Here is a 23,821-nt window from a genome sequence, read left to right on the forward strand (position 1 = left end):
CTGCGGGGGGCCCTCTTCCCCGCCATGTCTTCCATCCCCGCACCTGCCGGGGTTGGGGGAGCTTTGCCCAGCGCGGGGCAGGCTTGCAGTAAAAGGTATCACCATGGGATTTATACTTAGACGCTTCTCCTTCTATCTGGTCGCCTTCCTGGTGGCCGCCACCATCAACTTCCTGCTACCCAGAGCCATGCCGGGGGACCCCGTCTCCGTCATGTTTGCCCGGGCCGGCGCCATGATGGAACCCGCCGCGCTGGAAGCCCTCAAAGCCACCTTCGGTTTCGTGGACGGCCCCATCGGCACCCAGTTTCTCACCTATGTGAAGAGCGTCTTCACCTGGGATCTCGGCACCTCGGTGCGCTACTACCCCCAACCGGTTGCCGACGTCCTCGGCCGCGCCATCGGCTGGACCCTGTTCCTGGTGGGCACCTCCACCATCCTGAGCTTCTCCATCGGCTCCATCGTCGGCATCTTCGCCGCCTGGTACCGGGGCGGACGCATGGACAGCATCCTCTCCCCGCTCACCCTGGTGATGCAGGCCATCCCCCCCGTGGTAGTCTCCCTGCTCGCCCTCTTCCTGTTCGGCGTGAGCCTCGGCTGGCTGCCCATCGGCTACGCCTACAGCCCCGAGATCCCCGCCGATTTTGGCTGGGAACACATCAAGAGCATCCTGCTGCACGCCATCATGCCGGTGGGCACCCTGGCCGCGGTGCAGGTAGGGGGCTTTCTCATCACCATGCGCAACAACATGATCAACCTCCTGGGCGAGGACTACATCACCATGGCCAAGGCCAAGGGGCTCTCCAGCAACCGGGTGATCTTCAACTACGGCGCGCGCAACGCCGTGCTGCCCAGCGTCACCGCCCTCTCCATGGCGCTCGGTTTCGTCATCGGCGGATCCCTCATCACCGAGGTGATCTTCAACTACCCCGGCCTGGGATTGACCCTCTATCAGGGCATCCTGGCCCGTGACTACCCCCTCATCCAGGGGCAACTGCTCATCATGACCATCACCATGCTCAGCTTCAATTTCCTGGCGGACGTGCTCTACGTCTTCCTGGATCCCCGTCTGCGTACAGGAGGCAAATAAGATGCGTATGCCGACTATCTTGAAAATCCTGCTGGGCAACAAGAAGGCCGCCTTCGGCCTCGCCATCGTGGTCACCTTCGTGCTGATGGCCCTGTTCGCCCCGCTGCTCGCCAGCAACGAACCCACCAAGCGGGTCGCCCGCCCCCACCAGCCCCCCAGCGTGGAGCTGGTGATGGGTTCCAACCGCATGGGCCACGATCTCTGGGCCCAGTTCACCAACGGCGCCCGCATCTCCCTGATGGTGGGCTTCGGGGCAGGCCTGCTGGTGTGCGCCCTGGCCATCACGGTGGGCATCACCGCCGGCTACTTCGGCGGCGTGGTGGACGAGTGCCTCACCTTCCTGATGAACGTGGTGCTGGTGATCCCGAACCTCCCCCTGTTGCTGGTGCTGGCGAGCTTCATCGGAGAGGCCTCCCCCATGGTGATCGCCCTCATCATAGGGTTGACCTCCTGGGCCTATGGTGCCCGGGTCATCCGCGCCCAGACCCTGGCCCTGCGGGAGAAAGAGTTCGTCATCGCCGCCGAGGTGCTGGGTGAACCGGCCTGGCGCATCATCCTGGTGGAGATACTGCCGAACCTCATCTCCATCATCGGGGTGAGCTTCATCGGGTCCATCATCTACGCCATCGTCACCGAGGCGACCCTGGAGTTCCTGGGGCTCGGCGACCCGACCGTGGTCAGCTGGGGCATCATGCTCTACAACGCCCAGACCTCGAGCGCCATCCTGGTGGGCGCCTGGTGGGAGATCCTGGCCCCCTGCTTCGCCATCGCCACCCTGGGGGCGGGCCTCGCCATGCTCAACTTCGCCATCGACGAGATCGCCAACCCGCAACTTCGTTCCCACAAGGGCCTGCGTCGCTGGAAGCAGCTTGCCACTCCCATCACTGCTCAGGAGAAGACAGCATGAAGCCGCAACAACCCCTGCTGTCGGTGCGCCAGCTCTGCGTCGACTACATCACCGAGAGCGGCGACGTGCGCGCCGTCAATTCGGTCAGTTTTGACATCATGCCGGGTGAGGTGTTCGGCCTCGCCGGCGAGTCCGGTTGCGGCAAGTCCACGGTCGCCTTCTCGGTGGCTAGGCTGCACAAGCCGCCCGCCTACATCAGCGGCGGCGAGATCCTGTTCAAGGGAGAGAACATCCTCGCCTTCGATGACGAGCGACTGCGCAGCTACCGCTGGCGCCAGGCGAGCGTGGTGTTCCAGTCCGCCATGAATGCGCTCAACCCCGTGCTGCGCATGGAGGAGCAGTTCTGCGACGTGCTCTTGGCCCACAACCCCGGCATGACCCGCTATGAGGCGATCAAGCGCGCCCAGGAGCTGCTGGAGATCGTCGACATCCACCCGAGCCGGCTCAAGGACTACCCGCACCAGTTCTCCGGCGGCATGCGCCAGCGGCTGGTGATCGCCATCGCCATGGCCCTCAACCCCGAGCTGCTCATCATGGACGAGCCCACCACGGCGCTCGATGTGGTGGTGCAGCGAGAGATCCTGCAGAAGGTCTATGCCCTGAAAGAGAAGTTCAACTTCTCCATCCTCTTCATCACCCATGACCTCTCGCTCATGGTCGAGTTCTGCGATCGCATCGGCATCATGTACGCGGGAGAGCTGGTGGAGGTGGCGCCGGCCAAGGCGATCCTGACCGCGCCCCTGCACCCCTATACCCGGGGCCTTGGCAACTCCTTCCCCCCCCTGCACGGGCCCAAGACCGTGCTGGAGGGGATCCCTGGCAGCCCACTCAATCTGCTGGAGGTGCCGGTGGGCTGCCGCTTCCAGGCACGCTGCGCCAAGGTGCACGCGCGCTGCCGCCAGGAATACACCCGGCTGGCCGAGATCCGGCCCGGCCAACAAGCTGCCTGTCACCTTCATGAGGCAGCAGAGGAACAACCGGATCTTCCGATCCATCTGGACAAGGCCGCTGGCTGTTAAGGATGTCTGTCATGCAAATCGCCCAAACCGACGCGCCCATCATCGAGGTCCAGCACCTCTACAAGGACTTCGCCGTCAACTCCAACGCCATCAAGAGCGGCAAGATGCGGGCGCTGTCCGACATCACCTTCAACCTGCACCGGGGCCGCGCCCTGGCAGTGGTGGGGGAATCCGGCTCCGGCAAGAGCACCATCGCCAAGATCATCGCCAAGATGTACAAGCTCTCCAACGGCCGCATCCTCTACCGTGGCCGCGACCTGGAGGAGTTCAACAAGGGCACCGCCCTGCTGGACTATCGCCAGAGCGTGCAGATGGTGTGGCAGGATCCGTTCGGTTCATTGAATCCGACCCACACCATCTACCACCACATCGCCCGCCCCCTGCTGCTGCACAGCAAGGTGAGCGACAAGCGGGATCTGCCCGACATGGTCTATGGCCTCCTTGAAAAGGTGGGGCTGACCCCCGCCAAGGCGACCGCGGCCAAGTACCCGCACCAGCTCTCCGGCGGCCAGCGCCAGCGGGTCAACATCGCCCGCAACCTGGCGGTGGAGGCGGAAGTGGTGCTGGCGGACGAACCCACCTCCATGCTCGACGTCTCCATTCGCATCGGCATCCTCAACCTGATGGAGCAGATGAAGAACGAGCTCGGCGTCTCCATGCTCTACATCACCCACGACATCGCCACCGCCCGCTACGTGGCGGAAGATCTGGCGGTGATGTACGTGGGTCACATGGTGGAGTGGGGAGAGGTGGACGAGATCCTGCACCACCCCCAGCATCCCTACACCCAGTTGCTCATCTCGGCGGTGCCGGACCCCGAGAAGAGCATCCACGCCGAGCTGGAGGGAGGCCGCAAGGGGGAAATCCCGCTCTGGACCCCGGAATCCCGTGGCTGTCCCTTTGCCGGGCGCTGCCATCAGGCCATGCCCCGCTGCAAGGAGAGCCTGCCGCCGGTGACCCGTCTCGCCGACAACCACTTCGTGCGCTGCTACCTCCACGAACAGGGGTAAGCAGGCCCGCGGCCGGGCGCCGTCGCCCGGCCATGCCTCGCGTCGGGGCCGCAAGGCCCCGCAATGAGCTTCGCCCGCCAGGGGCGAGCCTTCGGAGTAAGACCTTGATGGAACTTTTGATCAACCAGGTGGGTTACGAATGTGACGGGGAGAAGAGCGCCCTGCTGCAGTGCGGCGCCGACCTCGATATCCGCGGCCACGTCAGGTTGCTGCGCCAGGAGGACGACCACCTTTTGCTGGAGACGCCGCTGGTGGCGGCGGGATGCGTCCCCGGCTGGCAGGGCCGCCACTACTGGCGGGCCGATTTCTCCGCCTTCACCGAGCCCGGCCACTACCGGCTGGAGGCCGTCGTGACCACGGAAGCGCAGGAGCGCCTGGTGCGCTCCCCCCCCTTTGCCATCGGCCGGGGGCTGCTGGCGCGCCGCTGCCTTTCCGATGTGATCCACTACTTCAAGGGACAACGCGCCAGCGGCACCTTCGATCGGGCGGACCGCAGGGCACGCCTGTTTGGCACCGATCAGCGCCGGGACGTACATGGCGGCTGGTTCGACGCCAGCGGCGACATGAGCAAGTACCTGAGTCACCTCTCCTACGCCAACTACCTCAATCCCCAGCAGACCCCCATGGTGGTCTGGTCCCTGCTCAAGTGCCGGGAACTCCTGGCGACACGTCGCGACATCGACGGGATGAACCTGTGCAAACGGCTCAATGACGAGGGGCTGTACGGGGCAGATTTTCTCTGCCGGATGCAGGACGAGAGCGGCTTCTTCTACATGACCCTGTTCGACAAGTGGAGCAAGGATCCCGAGCAGCGGGAGCTGTGCGCCTATTCGACCCAGCAGGGGATCAAGTCCCCCCGCTGGCAGGCGGGTTTTCGCCAGGGGGGCGGCATGGCCATCGCCGCCCTGGCCCGCGCCGCCCGGGAACCGAGTGGCGGCGACCTTGACACAAGCCAGTACGCCGAAGCGGCCAGACGCGGCTACCTGCACCTGCGCGAGCACAACCTCGCCTACCTGGACGACGGGGTCGAGAACATCATCGACGACTATTGCGCCCTGCTGGCGGCGGTCGAGCTCACAAGAACGCTGGGCGCCGAGTGGCTCGCCGAGGCACGGGATCGGGCCGGCCGGCTGTGCGCCCGCCAGCGCGCCCACCCCGATCTCGGCCACCATTGGGCCGCCAACGACGATGGCTCTCGCCCCTACTACCACGCCGCCGAGGCGGGCCTGCCGGTGCTGGCGCTGCTGGAGTATCTCGCCATCGAGCCGGATCCGGCGCGCCAGTGGGCGGCCCGGACCGTCGCCGAGCAGGCCCTGGCGGCCGAGATGGCCCTCGCGGCCCGGGCAGGCAATCCCTTCGCCCTCGCCCGCCAGTATGTGAAAGGGGTCGATGAGGCGCCCCGGGTCAGCTTCTTTATGCCCCATCACAACGAGTCGGGTTACTGGTGGCAGGGGGAGAACGCCCGGCTGGCATCACTCGCCACCATAGCATTTGCTGCCGCACAGCACCTGCCCGGGCAGAGCGCACTGCTGCGCACCTTCGGCCAGCAGCAGCTCGACTGGATCCTGGGGAGAAACCCCTTCAACGCCTGCATGCTGGCGGGTCAGGGCATCAACAACCCGGAATACACCGCCGGCTACCCCAATGCGCAGGGGGGGATCTGCAACGGCATCACCGCAGGCTTCGATGACGAAAATGACGTGGCCTTTATTCCAGAGGCGTACAAGGATCGGCTGGATCAGAACTGGCGCTGGGGGGAGCAATGGATCCCGCACGCCGCCTGGTTCGCCCTGGCCATCACCTGGCAGAGCGCACAAGGAGGCCACCATGATTGAGAGCGGTTCACACATCACTGGCACCGGGGAGAGCCCTGGATCCTCCATACCGCCAGCCAGGTTTACCCTGGCCATCACCTGGCAAAGCGCGCAGGGAGGCCCCCATGATTGAGTTCTGGGTCGGGGTGGACGGCGGCGGCACCCACACCCGGGCCCGCATTCGCAACAACGCAGGCAAGCTGCTCGGCGAGGGGCGCGCCGCCGGCTCCAATCTGGAGCTGGGCATCGCCCTCGCCCACGGCCATGTACTGGCTGCCATCGATCAGGCCCGCATCGACGCGGGTCTGCCCAGGGAGAGCGAACAGCGGATGGGAGTCGGGCTCGCACTCGCCTCCGCCGAGCTCGCCGACTGCTACCACGCCATGCTGACCATGCCCTTCCCGTTTGCGCGGGTGAAGCTCACCTCCGATGCCTTTGGTGCCTGCCTCGGCGCCTTCGACGGCCAGGAGGGGGCCATCCTGATCGCGGGCACCGGCTCGGCGGGGCTCATCTACCGGGAGGGACGCCTTCGCACCTGCTCGGGTCGCGGATTCCCCGTCTCGGATCTCGGCAGCGGCGCCTGGCTCGGGCTGCGCGCCATCCAGCAATCCCTGCTCTGCCACGACGGCATCCTGCCCCCCAGCACCCTGGCGGTGCGCCTGATGGATCACTTCAAGCGGGATCAGGCCGAGGTGGTGCGCTGGGCTGCGCGCGCCATCCCGGCCGACTATGGCCGCTTCGCCCCCTGGGTGTTCGATGCCGCGAGCGACGGGGACGATCTCGCCACCGCCCTGCTGGATGAGACCTGTGCCCAGCTCGGCATGCTGCTGGAGGGCATGACCCAGCTCGGGGCAGACCGGATCGCCCTGCTGGGCGGCATCGGCACGCGCCTCGCCCCCCGTCTGGGCCACTTCCATCTGGTCGCCCCCAAGCGCGACGCGCTGGAGGGGGCCATCCTGTTTGCCAGGACGGAGGCGCTGCCATGTCTGCATCCCTGAGCCTTGCCGGGCCGACAACACCTACGGGACAGGCTCCCGTTTCCTTCACCCCATCAGAGGAATTCCCATGTCCGCACCCCTGATCCACACCCGGGTCGATCACCGTGACGGTGACGATGTCTGGTTTCGCTTCACCCTGAGCCAACTGCCAGCAGCCCCCTGGAAACTCCACTTCTGCCTCGCCCGCCAGATCGATCCCCACTCGATCGAAGGGGGCTCCCTGGAGCGCCAGAGCGGCAGTTACAAGGTCATGGTGCCCCATGAGGGGGTGAGCGAGCTGCGCTTCTGCTGTCGCAACACCCCGCTCAAGCATGACTCCGATATGCCCAAGGGTTTCTTCCTGAGCCTGGAGAGCAAGGGACAGCTGCAACCCCTGGTGCTGGAGGGGGAAGACCTTGGCCTGACCAACCCGCCCTCCCCGGGCCCCGACCTGCCACAGGTGGAGGCCGTCAACGGCCTCGTGCCCCAGCCCGCCCACCTGATTTATACAGAAGGCAACTTCCGGCTGGCCGAGCGGGCCCACGTCGACGGCCCCGTACCCCTCGCCTCCCTGCTCGCCCATTTCAACGAGCTGACAGGCCTGGCCCTGACCCAGGATCACGATGCGGAGATCCACCTCGTCGAGGCGACACTTCCCCCCGAGGGGTATGAGCTCACCATCACCCCTGAGGAGATCGTCATCCGGGCCGCCGGCGAGGCGGGCTGGCGCCACGGGCTGGTGAGCCTGGCCCAGTGGGCGCTGCAACACGGAGAGAGCCTGCCCTGCCTGACGGTGCGGGATGCACCGCGCTTCGGTTTTCGCGGCATCTTCCTCGACTGTGCCCGCCACTTCCACTCCATCGCCACCCTCAAGCGCCTGCTCAAACAGATGAGCCTCTACAAGTTCAACCGCTTCCACTGGCACCTGACCGATGACGAGGGGTGGCGCCTGGAGATCAAGGCCTTCCCCCAGCTGACCGCCGTGGGAGCCTGGCGCGGCCATGGCCTGGCGGTGGGGCCCCAGCTGAGCGGCGGCCCCGATCCCTACGGCGGCTACTACACCCAGAGCGAGGTGCGCGAGCTGGTCGCCTACGCCGCCGGGCTTGGCATCACCATCATTCCGGAAATAGACATCCCGGGGCACTGTCACGCCGCCATCAAGGCGCTGCCCGAGCTGCTGGTGGAAGAGGCAGACCGCTCCCGCTACCTCTCGGTGCAATATTTCGACGACAACGTGCTTAACCCGGCCCTGCCCGGCACCTACCGGTTCCTGGACGCCGTGATGGACGAGGTGTGCGATCTCTTCCCCGGGAGTCAGGTTCACATGGGGGGGGACGAAGTGCCCACCGGCGTCTGGACCGACAGTCCCGCCTGCCAGCAGCTGATGGCCGAACAAGGGTATCAGGATTGCCGCGAGCTGCAGGGCCACCTGCTGCGCCACTGCCAGCACTACCTGGCTGGCAAGGGCAAACAGATGCTGGGGTGGGAGGAGATACTGCACGGTGACAAGGTGAGCCGGGAGGCCACCGTCTTCGCCTGGACCAGCTTCCAGGCCGGCCTGGATGCCGCCGCATCCGGTTACCCCGTGGTGATGGCGCCTGCCCAGCACCTCTATCTGGATCTCGCCTGGAGTCAGGACATCCACGAGCCGGGACTCTACTGGGCGGGTACCCTCAACCTGGCGCAGGTGCATGCATGCGATCCTGCCCCGGCCGATTTCCATGCCAACGATAACATCCTGGGGGTGCTGAGCCCCTTGTGGTCGGAACTGATCACCTCTCGCGATCGTCTCGACTACATGTTGTTCCCGCGCATGCTGGCCACGGCAGAGGTGGCCTGGAGCACTCCCGCCCGCAAGGTGTGGGAGCACTTTGTCGCCCGTCTGCCCGGCCAGCTGCACATCCTCGACCAGTTGCAAGTGCGTTACCGGGTGCCACAGAGGTAGTGTTATCTTTTTCTTTTCGGCGACCTTTTGGTCGCCGTTTTTTTACCCATCAACAACAAAAACCCAACCTAGCCCCTACTTTTCATCTGCCTTTGTTGGCAAAATAAGGCCCCCGATGAAACCAGACAGGGGATGCACCTCCCTGCGGTTCCGCCACAATAACAATCAGCAAACAGATCGGAGCTTACCCTTATGGCCCGCAAACACGCCCAGGTCGTGGACAGTGAAGTGGAATTTCCCGCCGACGTGCAACTCGTTTCCACCACGGATCTGCGCGGCGTCATTACCTACGCCAACCCCGCCTTCTGCCGCATCGCCGGTTACCAGGTCGATGAACTGGTCGGCCACAACCACAACCTGGTTCGCCACCCCGACATGCCCAAGGCCGCCTTCGCCGACCTCTGGGATCGCCTCAAGGAGGGCAACCCCTGGCGGGGAGTGGTGAAAAACCGCTGCAAGGATGGCCGCCATTACTGGGTCGACGCCTACGTCACCCCCATCTACGAGCACGGCAAGATAAGCGGCTACCAGTCGGTGCGCTGCAAGCCCGACCCCCAGCTCAAGCAGGCTGCCGCCCAGGCCTATCGGGCCCTGCTTTCGGCCGAGCAACGGGGCACCCCGGCCCGCCCCTCGCTGCGCCGTTTCAGGCCGCTGATGCTCGGCCTGCCGCTGCTGGCGCTGCTGGTGTGGGCCGCCCTCACCCAGGGCCCCCTCACCGCGCTGCTGATGCTGCTCCCCCCCCTCGCCATCGCGGGCGCCTACTGGCGCGAGCTCATCGCCCTGCCCCGCTATCTCAGGCAGCTCGGTCAGCAATATGACAGCCTGACCCGGCTGGTCTATTCGGGGGATGCCCCGGGTGCCATCGCCGATTTTCACCTGAAGATGCTGCAGGCCCGGATCCGCACCGTGCTGGGGCGGGTCGACGATGCCACCCATCCGCTTCAGGCCCTGGCAACCGATCTGCAGGACTCCTCACACCGCGCCTTCCTCGACATCAACGAGCAGGATGCCCAGACCCAGCAGATGGCGGCCGCCATGACCCAGATGGCCAGCACCGCCCACGAGATTGCCCGCAACATCCAGGACACCAACGGCCAGGTGACCGAGGCGCGCAGCAGTTGCCAGAGCACGGTGGAACAGCTGGACCAGACCCAGCAGCAGATGACCAGGCTGGCCAGCCAGGCGGAGCAGGCCTTCCACTCCGCGGTGGAGCTCGCCAGCGAGTCGGAGCGCATTGGCAGCGTGATGGGTGAAATCCAGGGCATCGCCGAGCAGACCAACCTGCTGGCCCTCAACGCCGCCATCGAGGCCGCCCGTGCCGGCGAGCAAGGGCGCGGCTTTGCGGTGGTGGCGGACGAGGTGCGCACCCTGTCGACCCGTACCCACAAGGCGACCGAGCAGATCCAGGGCAGCATCAGCCAGATCCAGCACACCCTGGAGCGCTGGCAGGGCATGATGCAGGACAACCTGGCCCAGACCCGCGAATGCGTCGAGATGACCCGCCAGGGATCAGGCAACCTGCACCTGGTGCTGGGTGAAATCGATCAGGTGACCGAATTCTCCACCCAGATCGCCGCCGCCGCGGAGCAGCAGCAGGTGGTGGTGGAGGAGATCAGCCGCAACATCCACCAGATCTCCGAATACTCCCGCGCCAACAGCCAGAAGATCCAGGCGGTGGACGACTCCAGCCAGGAGCTGCTCAGGCGGGCCCGCGAGCTCAGGGGACTGAGCCAGACCTTCGGCTGACAGATTGCAAGCCCCATGACAGAAGCGCCACAATGGCGCTTCTGCTGTTTTTGACGAGCCATCATCATGAGAACGAACGCGCCCCCCCTGGACAAGACGGCCCGCATCGAGGCGATCCTCGCCCTGATCCCCCCCGGCCGCGTGGTGAGCTACGGCCAGGTGGCGGATCTCGCGGGCCTGCCCGGACGGGCACGACTGGTGGGAAAAGTCTTGCGGGAGACCGACAAGGTGCTGCCCTGGCACCGGGTGCTGGGGGCGGCAGGCACCATTTCGCTGCCAAAAGGATCCGCAGGCTTTGACAAGCAAGCGGGGCTGCTGCAGGAAGAGGGGGTGCCCGTGATTGGCGGGCGGGTCAGGATGCGGGAGTGGCAGTGGCAGCCCGACCTGGCCGAGCTGCTCTTTCTGGTTCCCTTCTGACGAGGCTGGCACGTCCCGAAGGGATGGGGGCTCTTGCAACAAAGGGAGGGCCTCTGTGATCGCCCTCCGTCACGCTCTCTTCCCTAGTCGCTGGCAATGGGTCCCAGAATGTCATCGCTGCGCACCTGTACCGGGATGGTCTCATCCTCCCGTTGCAAGAGCACCAGCAGACTCTGTCTGTCCACCTCCAGCACATAGGCCGTCCCTTCACGGGTCAGGCAGGTCATGCCCGGCCGTATTTCATGTATCTCCATGACAACTCCCTGTCTTGCGCTGCCATCCATGCAGCCATTCCAGTATATCGCCATCCACCAACAAAGAAGCCCCTCGCAAGGGGCCTCTTTCATCATGCTGTGAGCGGCGTCGCCATCAGGCTTTCTTCGCCTTGGGCAGGCTCTCCTGCCATTTTCCGTTGTCGTAATGGGCTGTCCAGCCGGTCGCCTTGCCGTTGACCTCGGTCATCACGTACTGCTCCTTGGTCTTGCGGCTGAAGCGCACCACGGAGGCGTTTCCGTCAGGATCTGACGCCGGGGCGTCCGCCAGGTACTGGTGCTTGGGGGAGAGGCGATCACGGAAGCGCTTGAGCTCCTCCACCAGGGGCGCACGGGTCTCGCGGGATTTGGGGAAGTTGCTGGCGGCCAGGAAGAGGCCGGCGGCGCCGTCCCGCAGCACGAAGTGGGCGTCGGACTGGGTGCATTTCAGCTCGGGCAGGGGTACCGGATCCTCTTTCGGCGGCGCAATGTCGCCATTTTTCAGGATCTTGCGGGTGTTCTTGCAGCTCTCGTTGGTGCAACCCATGTATTTGCCGAAACGGCCGTTCTTGAGCTGCATCTCGGAGCCGCAGCGATCGCACTCGATGCTCGGCCCTTCGTAGCCCTTGAGCTTGAACTGCCCCTGCTCCACCTCGTAGCCATCGCAATCCGGGTTGCGACCGCAGACGTGCAGCTTGCGGCTGTCGTCGATGATGTAGGCGTCCATGGCGGTGCCGCAGATCCCGCAACGATGCTTGGCTCGCAGGGCATCGGTTTCCGCCTCGTCCCCGTCGGTGGCGGAGACGAACTCGTCCGCACTGACCAGGTTGATGGTCTTCTTGCAGCGCTCCTTGGGCGGCAGGGCATAGCCGGAGCAGCCGAGGAAGACGCCGGTGGTGGCGGTACGGATACCCATCTTGCGGCCACAATCCGGGCAGTCGATGTCGGTCAGCACCATCTGGTTGGCACGCATGCCCCCCTCTTCATGGGGCTTGTCGGCCTGCTCGAGCTCCTGGGTGAACTCGGCGTAGAAGGCGTCGAGCACCTTCTTCCACTCCAGGCTCCCCTCGGCGATGCCGTCGAGCTTGTCTTCCATCTTGGCGGTGAACTCGTAGTTCATCAGCTCGACGAAGTTTTCCACCAGGCGGTCGGTGACGATCTCCCCCATCTTCTCGGCGAAGAAGCGGCGGCTCTCGACCCGCACATACCCACGGTCGACGATGGTGGAGATGATGGAGGCGTAAGTGGACGGACGGCCGATGCCGCGCTTTTCCAGCTCGCGTACCAGGGCCGCTTCGGTGAAGCGGGCGGGCGGCTTGGTGAAGTGCTGGCGCGGATCCAGCTTGACCAGTTTCAGCACCTCACCGACGGTCACCGCCGGCAGCTGGCTGTCTTCACCCTTGCGGCCCATGGGCGGCAGGGCCTTGGTCCAGCCGGCGAAGCGCAGGGTGCGACCGCGCGCCTTGAGCTCGAACTCCCCTGCCTTGACGGTCAGGGTGGAGGAGTCGTACTGGGCCGGGGTCATCTGGCAGGCGACAAACTGGCGCCATATGAGGTCATAGAGCCGCATGGCATCGGGCTCCATCCCTTCCAGCATCTCGGCAGTCACCTGGACACTGGAGGGGCGAATCGCCTCGTGGGCCTCCTGGGCATTGGCCTTGGCGCCGTAGAGGTTCGGCTCGCTCGGCAGGTAGGCGGCGCCATACTGCTCGCCGATGTATTCCCGCACCGCGTCCACCGCCTCTTTGCTGAGGTTGGTGGAGTCGGTACGCATATAGGTGATGTAACCCGCTTCATAGAGACGCTGGGCCATCATCATGGTCTTCTTGACCCCGAAGCTCAGACGGGTAGAAGCGGCCTGCTGCAAGGTGGACGTGATGAAGGGAGCGGACGGCTTGGAGCCGGTCGGCTTGTCTTCCCGGTTGACCACCTTGTAGTCGACCCCTTCCAGGGCCGCCACGGCGGCGAAGGTCTCGGCCTGGGTCACCGGCTTGAAGTCGGCACCGTTGCGGCTGACCACTTCCATGCGCAGCTCGCTCTTCTCGGCGGTGAGCAGGTCGGCGTTGAGATCCCAGAACTCCACCGGCACGAACGCCTTGATCTCGCGCTCCTTGTCGACGATGAGGCGCACCGCGACGGATTGCACCCGACCGGCGGAGAGGCCGCGGGCCAGCTTCTTCCACAAGAGCGGGGAGACCATGTAACCCACCACCCGGTCGAGGAAACGACGGGCCTGCTGGGCGTTGACGCGATGAATGTTCAACTCGGACGGCTGGGCGAACGCCTCCTGGATGGCGCTCTTGGTGATCTCGTTGAACACCACGCGCTTGTAGCGGCTGTCGTCGCCACCGATGATCTCGCGCAGGTGCCAGGCGATCGCTTCCCCCTCTCTATCCAAGTCGGTTGCGAGATAGATGGTGTCGGCCTTGGCGGCCAGACTTTGCAACTCGCTGACCACTTTTTCCTTGCCGGGCAAAATCTGGTAGTTGGCCTGCCAGCCTGCGGTCGGGTTGATGCCCATCCTTGAGAACAGGGCGTTGCGATCCTTGGCCGCCTTCTCGGATTCGCTGAGCTTGATGCCGCGAATGACAGGTTTTTTGGGCTCGGTGCTGGCGCTGCCGCTGGTCGGCAGATCGCGCACGTGGCCTACGCTGGATTTCACCACGTAGTCCTTGCCCAAATATTTGTTGATGGTCTTGGCCTTGGCCGGAGACTCCACGATGACCAGTGATTTGCCCATGCTGTAACTATTATCCTCATTGCACCCGACGGGGTTGGCGTGCGGTTTTGTGGGGCTGTATAAGAGATTTGACGGGAAAAAGCAATCTTGCGGGTCAATTTGCCCGACAGCCCGAACCGCCCTGCTTCTTTATTTATTAATGCGAAGCCGGGGCGCGGGAAGCAACCGCTTTTTTGTTTTTATGCTATATCCCCCCCTTTTTTAGATTGGAAATGACATATCCAGCCACCCTTGTGACATAAAAACCCATTCTGGTTATCAGCTTGTTACAAAGGATGAAATCTCTTTATAATGGCCGCACACCGCAGCTTTGTGCGCGGAAGGAACCGCTCCCCATATAAAAATCGAAAGGATGTGATCATGAAGCACTTCGAGGTCAACTTCGACGGCCTGGTCGGCCCCACCCACAACTATGCCGGCCTCTCCTATGGCAACGTCGCCTCCCAGAGCAACGCCAAAGAGGCCTCCAACCCCAAGGAAGCGGCCAAGCAGGGGCTGCGCAAGATGAAGGCGCTGACCGACCTCGGCATGGTGCAGGGCGTGCTGGCGCCACAGGAGAGGCCGGATCTCGCGACCCTGCGCCGCCTGGGCTTCACCGGCAACGATGCCAGCGTCCTGGCACAGGCTGCCAGACAGGCCCCCGCCGTGCTGGCCGCCTGCTACTCCGCCTCCAGCATGTGGACCGCCAACGCCGCCACCGTCTCCCCGAGCGCCGACACCCAGGATGGCCGCATCCACTTCACCCCCGCCAACCTGACCAACAAGTTCCACCGCTCCCTGGAGCCCGAGGTGACCGGGCGCATCCTGCGGGCCGTGTTTAACAACGATCGCCACTTCTATCACCACCAGCATCTGCCGGAGAACGACCACTTCGGTGATGAAGGCGCCGCCAACCACACCCGGCTGTGCCGCGCCTATGGCGAAGCGGGGGTCGAGCTGTTCGTCTATGGCCGCAGCGCCTTCGACGTCTCCCAGCCCACCCCCAAACGCTATCCGGCCCGCCAGACCCTGGAGGCGAGCCAGGCCATCGCCCGCCTGCATGGCCTGGGGGATGAGAGTGCGGTCTTCATTCAGCAGAACCCGGACGTGATCGATCAGGGGGTGTTCCACAACGACGTCATCGCGGTGGGCAACCAGAACGTGCTGTTCTTCCACCAGCAGGCGTTCCTCCATACCGAGGCGGCGCTGGCCGAGGTGCGTACCAAGTTCGGCGACGGGGAACTGCACTTCATCGAAGTGCCGACCAGTGAAGTGTCGGTGCAGGATGCGGTGAAATCCTACCTGTTCAACACCCAGATCCTCACCCTGCCATCCGGCGAGATGGCGATCATCGCCCCCACCGAATGCCGCGACAACCCGGCGGTGTCCGCCTATCTGGCCAGGCTGGTGACACTGGGCACCCCCATCAAGGACGTCCACTACATGGACGTGAAGCAGAGCATGAGAAACGGCGGCGGCCCCGCCTGTCTGCGTCTGCGGGTTGCCATGAACGACACCGAGCTCGCCGCGGTCAACCCGGCCTGCCTCATCACCGACAGCCAGTTTGCCCGCCTGGATCAGTGGGTCGAGAAGCACTATCGCGACAGCCTGGCGCTTGACGATCTGCGCGACCCGTCCCTGGTGCTGGAGACCCGCACCGCCCTGGACGAGCTGACCCAGATCCTGAAACTGGGTTCCGTCTACCCCTTCCAGCGCTGAGAATCTGTCACGATCTGACTGCCAGGTCGCGTTCAAGACTCCTGCACTGCTCTTTATCTTGCTGACGGCTTCTCGCGACAGCTCGTAGACAGGTGCCAAGCCGCCACAAAGCCATCAAAAAGCCGGGCAATGCCCGGCTCTCTTTTTTCATTCAACAAGACGCCTCAGCGCCAGGGGCTCTGCTGCCACAGCCGGCCAAGGCCGGCCTCCAGCCCCAGTGCCGCCTGCTTGCCAAGCTTCTGGGTCAGGCTCCTGGGTTTGCTGTAGCGGATGCCGACCACCTTGTGATGGCTGGCCTGGGCCAGCAGGTAGTCATCGCTGGTGCAAAGCGCATCCACCAGTCCGAGCTGCTTGGCCTGGCTCGCCAGCCAATGCTCGCCGGTGGTCACCTTGTCGATGTCGAGACCGGGTCTGTGCTCGGCCACGAAGGCCTTGAACTGTTCGTGGATGGCCCCCAGCTCCTCGCGAAACTTCTCCCGCCCCAGATCGTCGTTCTCGCCGAACATGGTGATGGTGCGCTTGTACTGGCCTGCGGTGTGCATCTCGAATTCGATGTCGTGCTTCTTGAGCAGCTTGTTGAAGTTCGGCATCTGGGCAATGACACCGATGGATCCGACGATGGCGAACGGCGCCGCCAGGATCTTGTCCGCGACGCAGGCCATCATGTAGCCACCGCTCGCCGCCACCTTGTCGATGGCCACGGTCAGCGTGATGTCCTTGTCCCGCAGCCGCTGCAACTGGGAGGCGGCCAGGCCGTAGCCGTGCACCACGCCGCCGCCGGATTCGAGGCGCAGCAGCACCTCGTCCCCGGGCCGGGCCACGCCGATCACGGCACTCACCTCTTCCCGCAGGGAGGCCACTTCCTTGGCATCCATGCTGCCGTTGAAGTCGATGACGAACAGCCGGCTGCGCTCATCCTCCCCCTTGGCTTTGGCCTTGTGCTCGGCCTTGCGGGTCTTCTCCATCTGCTTGCGCTCGGCCTTGCCCGCCAGGGCTGCCTGCAGTTGATGGCGCCCCTGCTCCAGCTCGCCGGAGAGATCGGTCACCACCAGTTCCCCCTTGCGGGATTTGGGCTGGCGGCTGCTCGCCACCATCAGGATGACGGCGCCGATGGCCAGCAGGAAGGTGAGGGTCTTGGCCAGAAACAGGCCGTATTCGGTCAAAAATGCCACTTGATGCTCCGCTCAATGTCCGGTTTTTTCACATAGTAAGGAGTTTGCCCCCCTCGCGCAAAAACTCTGCCACCCCCCGTGCCAAGGGCGGAGGGATCGATGCTATCGCCCTGTTTTATTCACATTTTTGCCGTCTCATACTGGTCAACTGCCGGGCCGGATCAGTACACTTGCCCACTCGATTCGTTGCGCCAAGCCGCCAGGCATTGTTAACAGGAGTCCACATGCTCGACTATCAGGCCCCCCGTGATCTGCTCAAGGACAAGGTCATTCTGGTGACGGGTGCCGGTGACGGCATCGGCCGCGAAGCGGCCCTCACCTATGCGGCCCACGGTGCCACCGTGATCCTGCTCGGGCGTACCAGTGCCAAGCTGGAGGCGGTCTACGACCAGATTGAAGCGGCCGGTCACCCCCTGCCCGCCATCGTGCCAGTGGACTTGAAAGGGGCTACTGCCGCCCACTACCGCGGCATGGCGGAGACCTTCGCCCAGCAGTTCGGCCGCCTCGACGGCGTGCTGTTCAACGCCGGGCTGCTCGGCACCCTGTCGCCGTTCGAACACATTCAGGAGCAGGAGTGGGACGAGGTGATGCAGGTCAACGTCAAATCCGAATTCCTGCTGACCCAGGCGCTGCTGCCCCTCATTCGCCAGACCGCCAAGGAGCACGGCGAGGCGTCCATCGTCTACACCTCCTCCAGCGTGGGCCGCAAGGGGCGCGCCTACTGGGGCACCTATGCCATTTCCAAGTTCGCCATCGAGGGGATGATGGAGGTGCTGGCGGACGAGCTGGAGAACACCAGGGTGCGGGTCAACACCCTGAACCCGGGCGGCACCCGCACCAGGATGCGGGCCAGCGCCTTCCCGGCGGAAGATCCGCAAACCCTCAAGACCCCGGCCGATCTGATGCCCCTCTATCTCTACCTGATGGGGCGTGACAGTCAGGGCCAGAGCGGCAAGACCTTCGTGGCCCAGCCCAAATAAATCAACAAATCAACCGGATGGGATTACAGTGAAGAGGGGGTGCCAAGGCGCGCCCTGTTGAATCCCATCGGCCCCAGACAGGTTGCACTATGTTTCGTCCCAAGAGCACGTTTGAGCAATGGCGGATCTTTCAGGCGGTGGTGGACTGCGGCGGTTATGCCCAGGCTGCCGAGGCGCTGAACAAGAGCCAATCCTCCCTCAATCATGCGGTTGCCAAGCTGCAACAGAGTCTGGGGGTGGCCCTGCTGGAGGTGCGGGGACGCAAGGCGGTGCTGACGCCGGCGGGGGAGATCTTCCTCAAGCGGGCGCGCCAGCTCAGCCAGCAGGTGGAAGAGCTGGAGAACCTGGCCAACAACCTGGAGCGGCAGTGGGAGCCGCAGATCAACCTCTATGTGTCCGTGGTGCAGCCGCGGGAGCGCCTCTACCGGGCGCTGGCCCACTTCTACCCCCGCAGCCGCGGTTGCCGCATCAACCTGCACGAGCGGATCCACTGCCACTTCAATGCGCTGCAGGCGGGAGATCTGATGCTCTCCGAGCACCTGCCCCAGGATCGCACCGGCCTGCCGCTGGACGAAGTCTGTCTGCTTCCTCTGTGCGCAGCGGGCCACCCCCTTGCGGAGCAGGGAGAGCCCATCACCGCCGAGGTGCTGGCCAGCCACAACCAGATAAGCCTGCATCCCCCCATCCACCGCTCGGTGGACTGGAACGATGCGGACGACACCGGCTGGAAGGCGACCCACTATCATGAGGTGCTCAACATGGTGCGCCTTGGCATGGGTTACGCCTGGGTGCCCCGCCACCTGGTGCAGGAGGAGCTCGCCGAGGGCTCGCTGGTGCAGCTCGATCTCACCGGCGGCAGCGAGCGCTATCTCTACACCTACCTGCTCACCCCCTCGGTGGAGGCGCTGGGGCCGGCGGCCGAGCTGCTGCTGCGCTGCCTGCGCATCGAATACCAGGGAGACAACCCCAGGTAAGGCCGCTTCTTCCCCGCACGACCGGGGCACTGGTGCCGGCACATCCGGGCATCAGCTCCCTTTCGCATCCCCTATACGTTGGGGACCCGCCAGCAGGCGGCCAGCGCCATCAGCGCCAGGGCTGCCGCCACCATGAAGACCCCGTGGAAGCTCCAGAGCTCCGCCACCGTCCCCGCGATGGCCCCCGCCATGATGGAGCCGGTGCGGATGCTGTTGGAAAAGAGCGTGGTCGCCACCCCGGCGCGCCCCGGCATCAGGTCCTGGAAATAGGACATGCCAATGCCGGCCACGATGCCGATGAAGATGGCATTGAGCAGTTGCAGCGCAATGAGGGCATGCTGGCTCGACAGGGTCACGAGACCGCCATAGAAACCGACCCCGGCCAGCACCGCCAGCAGCATCATGGGCCGCTTGCCAAAGCGCCGGGTGTAGTAGCCCGCCAGCAGCATGAAGGGGATCTCCAGGGCCGCCGCCGTGCCCATCAGCAAACCGGCCAGCTTCTCCTCCAGCCCCAGCTCACGGGTGATGTAGAGGGGCATGTTGATGAGGTACATGCTGTTGCAGGTCCACATCAGGGTGGAGGCGATGAAGAGCGCCCGCACCGACGGATCCCGCCAGCTGCTCACCCGTTCCACCTCGCTGTCCATCACCGGCAGCGGCAGGGAGGGAAGCCAGCGCCACACCACGAAGGCGCAGATGACATAGGCCAGCGCCGAGGCCAGATACATCACCTTGAAGCCGTAGCCGATGGCGAGCGCGAAGGCGATGGGCGGCCCGATCACCCAGGCCAGGGAGAACTGGGCCCGCAGCACCGAGCTGAACATGTCGGCCTGTTTGTTGCGGCTGTCGGCGTATTCCCGCGCCAGGGCGAACAGCTGCGGGCTGGCGGTGGCGGTCAGGCTCGCCAGCAGCACCCCCAGGCTCACCAGCAACCAGTACTGCCGGTTCCAGGCAAACAGCAGGGAGAGCACGATGCCGGCGAAGCAGCAGCGCAGGATCAGCTGCTTGCGATCCCCCTTGTTGTCGGAGCGGTGGCCGAGCCACTGGCTGATGAGGATGCCGATCACCGCATTCACCGTGTAGAAGAGCCCCACCAGGAAGGGGCGCACCTGCACCTCCTCGGCCAAAAACAGGCTCAAGGTCGGCACCTGCAGCGCCACCGCCACCCCGGTCATGAAGGTCACGGCGAGAAACGAGAGAGAGACGGGATCCGGCCTCTTGCGGGCAGCAGACAGCAAACTCATAGAGATACCATTGATATGGAAGAAAAAAAGGAGCCAGATGCGGGCGGGCTTGGCGTATGGCGGCGGCTATTTTATGCCATTATCAACAGCCACCTCAAGGGTTGCGGGGGGGCGTCCAAGTCCGTACATTGGAAGCCCATCCAGCGCCAGTACAAGGATTTAACATGTTTGATTTTGACCGGGAAATAGATCGCAGCGGTACCATGAGCCTGAAATGGGACAAATACAAGGGTCAGGATGTCCTGCCCATGTGGGTCGCAGACACCGACTTCGTATCTCCCCCCGCCGTACTGGAGGCCCTCACCAAACGGGTCGCCCACGGCATCTTCGGCTATTCGCGCCCCTCTCCCCGGCTCATCGAACTCATCGTATCGCGTCTGGCCAGCCGCTATGGCTGGACCATCCAGCCCGAATGGCTCGTCTTCCTGCCCGGGGTGGTGCCGGGCCTCAATCTCGCCTGCAAGGCCTGGAGCCAGCACGGGCGCGGCATCATCACCCCCAAGCCGGTCTACTACCCCTTCCTGCAGGCACCGGGCTTCAATGACCGCCCCCTGCTCACCGTCCCCGTGGTGGAGGAAGAAGGTCGCTGGGTGCTGGATCTCGAAGAGCTTGAGCGTCAGGCCCCCTCGGCGGATCTGCTGCTGCTGTGCAACCCCCACAACCCGGGCGGCACCGTCTTCACCCGGGAAGAGCTGCTGGCCATCGACGCCATCGCCGAGCGCCACAACCTGGTGATCTGCTCCGACGAAATCCACTGCGACCTGCTGCTGGACAAGGATGCCCGCCACATCCCCTATGGTGCCCTGAGCCCGGAGGCGGCCGAGCGCTCCGCCGTCATGATGGCGCCGAGCAAGACCTTCAACATCGCGGGACTGTGCTGCTCCTTCGCCGTGATCCCCAATGCCCGCCTGCGGCTCAAGCTGCAACAGGCGATGCGCGGCATCAGCGCCGACGTCAATCTGCTGGGGTTCGTGGCGGCCGAGGCGGCCTATGAGGGGGGCGAGCAATGGCTGAATGAACAGCTCGACTACCTGGCCGGCAACCTGGCCCTGATCGAGCAGGCCGTGGCCCGCTGGCCCGGCGTCAAGCTGGCCCGCAACCAGGCCACCTACCTCGCCTGGATCGACATGAGCGCCCTGGGCCTGGACGATCCCGTCGCCTTCTTCGAACAGGCGGGCGTGGGTCTCTCCCCCGGTGCCCAGTTCGGCAACGGCCAGTTCGTGCGGCTCAACTTTGGTTGCACCCGGGCCCGTCTCACCGAGGCCCTGGCCCGCATGGAGAAAGCCATTCTCCAGACCCGCTAGCGAACCGTCCCGGGCGGCGGCCCCAGGCCGCCCGGTGCGCGCGAAAGCGGTAAAATCCGTTCAGCTTCCCGTCTGATACGGATAAGATGAGGCTCATCACCGGATGAGCCCGCCTCCTCCTCATGTTCAGCCACGGTTTCGGTCCACTATGCGCCCATTCGCCTTCTCTGCCCTGTTGCGTCTGTCACGTACCGCCCTGCCCTGGCTTGCGGCCGTGCTGGCGCCCTCCCTCTTCGCCTCTCCCGCCTATGTCACCATCGGTACGGGAGCCCTCAACGGCGTCTACTACCCCACAGGGGGGGCCATCTGCCGCCTGCTCAACGAGGAGAGTGCCCGCCACGGCCTGCACTGCACGGTGCAGAGTACCTCGGGCTCCATCGCCAATCTGGCGGCCCTCGCCAAGGGGGAGGTACAGCTCGCCCTGATGCAGTCGGATGTGCTCTACCATGCGGTGCACGGCACCGGCCCCTTCGCGGGCCAGGCCCCGGACGATCAGCTGCGCAGCCTCTTGCGGCTCCACAAGGAGTCCCTGACCCTGATTGCCAGCGCCACCAGCAACATCACCACCCTGGCCGACATCAAGGGCAAGCGGGTCGATGTCGGCGCCCCCAACTCCGGGGACAGGGTCACCAGCCGGGCCCTGCTCGATGCCATGGGGTGGCGGGTCGCCGACTTCAGCCGCCCGCCAGTGATCTCCCCGGGCAACCGGCTGGAGGGGCTCTGTGACGGCACCCTGGATGCCGCCTTCGTGGTCGCCGGTCACCCCAATCAGGCCATCGGCGATCTCACCGGCCGCTGTCAGGCCCGCCTCATTCCCATCGAGGGGGAACAGGTGGACAAGCTGCTCAAGCAGCACCCCTACTACGATCGCAGCCGCATCGGCGCCAACCTCTATCCGGGGCAGACAAGCGGCGTCAATACCTTCGCCGTCACCGCCGAACTGGTGGCGCTGGCCAGCCTGCCCGAGAGCGAGGTGCGCACCCTGCGGGACGTGCTGAACGAGCGGCTCAAGCAGTTCACCCGGCTGCATCCGGCACTGACCACCCTCACCTGGGAAGGCATGCAGGCGGGCAGCATCGCCCTGCTCCATCCCGGCATGCTGGATGCCGTGCCCACCCTCCCTGCGGACACCCTCACGGCATCCGGTGCCGTGGCGACCTCGGGTGCCCTGCCAACCTTGCCCCCGGCGAGCAGCGCGGCCACACCGACCGATGGGGCAGGCCCCCAGGAAGGCACCGCGCCACTGGAGGGGTCCGACACCTTGCCGGAGCAGCCGGCCGCCGCGACCCTCTCAACCAGTTCGGGGGCGGCCTCCACCAACCAGGCCCCGGCCCTGACCGAGCCGCCCACACCGGGCAGCGCAACCCTGGCACCAGGCCATCCCCTGACCCCGCCTGAGGCGCCCGCCTCGTCGGCAACGCCACTGGAGGCGCCATCACCGCAGGCCATGCCGGCCAGCCCGCCCAGCCACGCGGTGGGGACCACAGCCCCCGCCGGGCAATGAACACCAACCAAGAGGCCACCCCAGGGGTGGCCTCTTGGTTATCGGGAACGGGCGCCTGGCCTGTCACGGCGCCAGCAGCAGCGCCGGATTCTGGATCTCCTCCTCCACCCAGTGCAGCAGCTGCTTGATGGCCCGCGACAGCACCTGGTTCTGGCGCACCACGTACCCCAGGCTGGTACCGGGAAAATCGGTGAGCCGGGTCACCGGGGCGGTCAGCTTGAGCCTGGGGTGCAGGGAGAAATCCGGCACGATGGCGACGCCAAAGCCCGCCTCGGCCCAGTCGAGCTGGGCATCCACACTCCCCACCTCCATGATGCGGCAGCTCGGCAGACCGAGCAGGGGCAGGGAGGGGTCGATCAATGCCCGGGTCCGGGTGTCGTGCCCCAGCAGGATCAGGGTCGGCTCGTCCAGAGGATCGCTCTCTCCTGAGCTGGCCCGCGCCTGCCAGCGGGCCAGGCCGTGCCCCAGGGCACACCAGGTCACCTGCTGCAACTCGGTGTAGAAGAGCGGCTCGCTGCGCTTTTGTGCCATCACGAAGCCCAGATCCGCCTTGCCCGCCCGCACCAGATCCGCCGCCTGATCCGAGGTGGTGTTGAACAGGGTGAGGTCGATGCCGGGGAAGGCCTGCTTGAAGCGCTGGAACGGCTGGATGAGCAGCAGGCGCGAGATGATGTCGCTGGCGGCGATGGCGAGCGTCCCCTGGCTCAACTGGCTCAGGGCATTGAGATCGGACTGGCAGAGCTGCAACTCGTTGATGGCGCGCTCGGCGCTTTGCAGCAGCCGCTCCCCCGCCTGGGTCAGGCGAAACGGGCTGCGCTCCACCAGCTTGACCCGGGTCGCCTGCTCCAGGTTCTTGAGGTGCAGGCTCACATTGGGTTGCGTCATGTGCAGTTCGGTGGCTGTCTGGCCGAAGTGCTGCAACCGGGCCAGGGTGACGAAGGTGTGCAGCCAGTGAATGTCCAGCATGGGGTTCCTCTTCTCCCGGGTCGATGGCAGGGCACGGGCATCACACAAGGGAGCGCGGTGTCGATA

The 23,821-nt window shown here is 65.0% G+C and carries 19 protein-coding genes; 14 read left to right on the forward strand and 5 right to left on the reverse strand.

Annotated elements, in window-relative coordinates; all coding sequences use genetic code 11:
• Positions 1-103 precede the first annotated feature (103 nt).
• The 9 genes from BGO64_RS16185 to BGO64_RS16225 all read left to right on the forward strand — a co-directional run bounded on the left by BGO64_RS16185 (position 104) and on the right by BGO64_RS16225 (position 10,922).
• Positions 104-1,087 (forward strand): ABC transporter permease, encoded by a 984-nt coding sequence (locus BGO64_RS16185; RefSeq protein ID WP_010673905.1) that lies wholly within the window; start codon positions 104-106, stop codon positions 1,085-1,087.
• A 1-nt stretch (position 1,088) separates the two neighbouring features.
• Positions 1,089-1,994 (forward strand): ABC transporter permease, encoded by a 906-nt coding sequence (locus tag BGO64_RS16190; RefSeq protein ID WP_010673904.1) that lies wholly within the window; start codon positions 1,089-1,091, stop codon positions 1,992-1,994.
• Positions 1,991-3,013 (forward strand): ABC transporter ATP-binding protein, encoded by a 1,023-nt coding sequence (locus BGO64_RS16195; protein WP_151027466.1) that lies wholly within the window; start codon positions 1,991-1,993, stop codon positions 3,011-3,013. The genes BGO64_RS16190 and BGO64_RS16195 overlap by 4 nt, the downstream gene beginning before the upstream one ends.
• Positions 3,014-3,024: 11 nt before the next feature.
• The gene (locus BGO64_RS16200) at positions 3,025-4,023 is read left to right on the forward strand and encodes an ABC transporter ATP-binding protein (protein WP_039040529.1); all 999 of its coding nucleotides are present in this window, start codon (positions 3,025-3,027) and stop codon (positions 4,021-4,023) included.
• A 107-nt stretch (positions 4,024-4,130) separates the two neighbouring features.
• On the forward strand, positions 4,131-5,858 hold the full coding sequence (locus BGO64_RS16205; protein WP_286701017.1) for a glycoside hydrolase family 9 protein: 1,728 nt from the start codon (positions 4,131-4,133) through the stop codon (positions 5,856-5,858).
• Positions 5,859-5,962: 104 nt separating this feature from the next.
• Positions 5,963-6,835: a glucosamine kinase nucleotide-binding domain-containing protein gene (locus tag BGO64_RS16210; protein ID WP_010673900.1), complete on the forward strand. Its 873-nt coding sequence runs from the start codon at positions 5,963-5,965 to the stop codon at positions 6,833-6,835.
• 67 nt (positions 6,836-6,902) lie between these two features.
• Positions 6,903-8,759 carry a beta-N-acetylhexosaminidase gene (locus BGO64_RS16215; RefSeq protein ID WP_253584543.1) on the forward strand — a complete coding sequence of 619 codons (1,857 nt, stop codon included), beginning with the start codon at positions 6,903-6,905 and terminating at the stop codon, positions 8,757-8,759.
• Between the two features lie 192 nt (positions 8,760-8,951).
• Positions 8,952-10,505: a methyl-accepting chemotaxis protein gene (locus tag BGO64_RS16220; protein ID WP_102983948.1), complete on the forward strand. Its 1,554-nt coding sequence runs from the start codon at positions 8,952-8,954 to the stop codon at positions 10,503-10,505.
• Positions 10,506-10,571: 66 nt separating this feature from the next.
• Positions 10,572-10,922: an MGMT family protein gene (locus BGO64_RS16225; RefSeq protein ID WP_039040524.1), complete on the forward strand. Its 351-nt coding sequence runs from the start codon at positions 10,572-10,574 to the stop codon at positions 10,920-10,922.
• 83 nt (positions 10,923-11,005) lie between these two features.
• Here BGO64_RS16225 and BGO64_RS16230 read toward each other — a convergent pair whose 3' ends face one another.
• Positions 11,006-11,176, reverse strand: a complete 171-nt coding sequence (locus tag BGO64_RS16230) for a hypothetical protein (protein WP_164882089.1) — start codon at positions 11,174-11,176, stop codon at positions 11,006-11,008.
• Positions 11,177-11,291: 115 nt separating this feature from the next.
• On the reverse strand, positions 11,292-13,913 hold the full coding sequence (topA, locus tag BGO64_RS16235; protein WP_010673895.1) for a type I DNA topoisomerase: 2,622 nt from the start codon (positions 13,911-13,913) through the stop codon (positions 11,292-11,294).
• Positions 13,914-14,273: 360 nt separating this feature from the next.
• On the opposite strand from topA, the gene astB reads away from it, so the two are divergent.
• Positions 14,274-15,611 (forward strand): N-succinylarginine dihydrolase, encoded by a 1,338-nt coding sequence (gene astB, locus BGO64_RS16240; RefSeq protein WP_041215599.1) that lies wholly within the window; start codon positions 14,274-14,276, stop codon positions 15,609-15,611.
• 164 nt (positions 15,612-15,775) lie between these two features.
• Here the strand turns inward: astB and sohB are convergent, their stop codons facing one another.
• Entirely contained in the window at positions 15,776-16,783 is a 1,008-nt protein-coding gene (sohB, locus tag BGO64_RS16245; RefSeq protein WP_039040521.1) for a protease SohB, read from the reverse strand.
• Positions 16,784-17,007: 224 nt separating this feature from the next.
• Here sohB and BGO64_RS16250 point away from each other — a divergent pair, with 224 nt between their 5' ends.
• Together BGO64_RS16250 and BGO64_RS16255 are read left to right on the forward strand one after the other, a co-directional pair.
• Entirely contained in the window at positions 17,008-17,763 is a 756-nt protein-coding gene (locus tag BGO64_RS16250) for a YciK family oxidoreductase (protein WP_042880314.1), read from the forward strand.
• An 89-nt stretch (positions 17,764-17,852) separates the two neighbouring features.
• Positions 17,853-18,737 (forward strand): LysR family transcriptional regulator, encoded by an 885-nt coding sequence (locus BGO64_RS16255; protein ID WP_049637266.1) that lies wholly within the window; start codon positions 17,853-17,855, stop codon positions 18,735-18,737.
• Positions 18,738-18,808: 71 nt separating this feature from the next.
• On the opposite strand, the gene BGO64_RS16260 is transcribed toward BGO64_RS16255, so the two are convergent.
• Positions 18,809-19,981 (reverse strand): MFS transporter, encoded by a 1,173-nt coding sequence (locus BGO64_RS16260; protein WP_041212605.1) that lies wholly within the window; start codon positions 19,979-19,981, stop codon positions 18,809-18,811.
• Between the two features lie 164 nt (positions 19,982-20,145).
• Between BGO64_RS16260 and BGO64_RS16265 the strand changes: the two genes are divergently transcribed.
• Positions 20,146-21,285 (forward strand): MalY/PatB family protein, encoded by a 1,140-nt coding sequence (locus BGO64_RS16265; RefSeq protein WP_010673889.1) that lies wholly within the window; start codon positions 20,146-20,148, stop codon positions 21,283-21,285.
• A gap of 148 nt (positions 21,286-21,433) precedes the next feature.
• The gene (locus BGO64_RS16270) at positions 21,434-22,789 is read left to right on the forward strand and encodes a TAXI family TRAP transporter solute-binding subunit (protein ID WP_286701018.1); all 1,356 of its coding nucleotides are present in this window, start codon (positions 21,434-21,436) and stop codon (positions 22,787-22,789) included.
• 63 nt (positions 22,790-22,852) lie between these two features.
• Here the strand turns inward: BGO64_RS16270 and BGO64_RS16275 are convergent, their stop codons facing one another.
• Complete coding sequence (locus BGO64_RS16275) at positions 22,853-23,755, reverse strand: LysR family transcriptional regulator (protein WP_041212603.1); 903 nt, start codon at positions 23,753-23,755, stop codon at positions 22,853-22,855.
• Between the last annotated feature and the right edge of the window lie 66 nt (positions 23,756-23,821).

This window comes from Aeromonas sp. 62-46 (assembly GCF_001898585.1).
Classification (GTDB): Bacteria; Pseudomonadota; Gammaproteobacteria; order Enterobacterales; family Aeromonadaceae; genus Aeromonas; species Aeromonas caviae.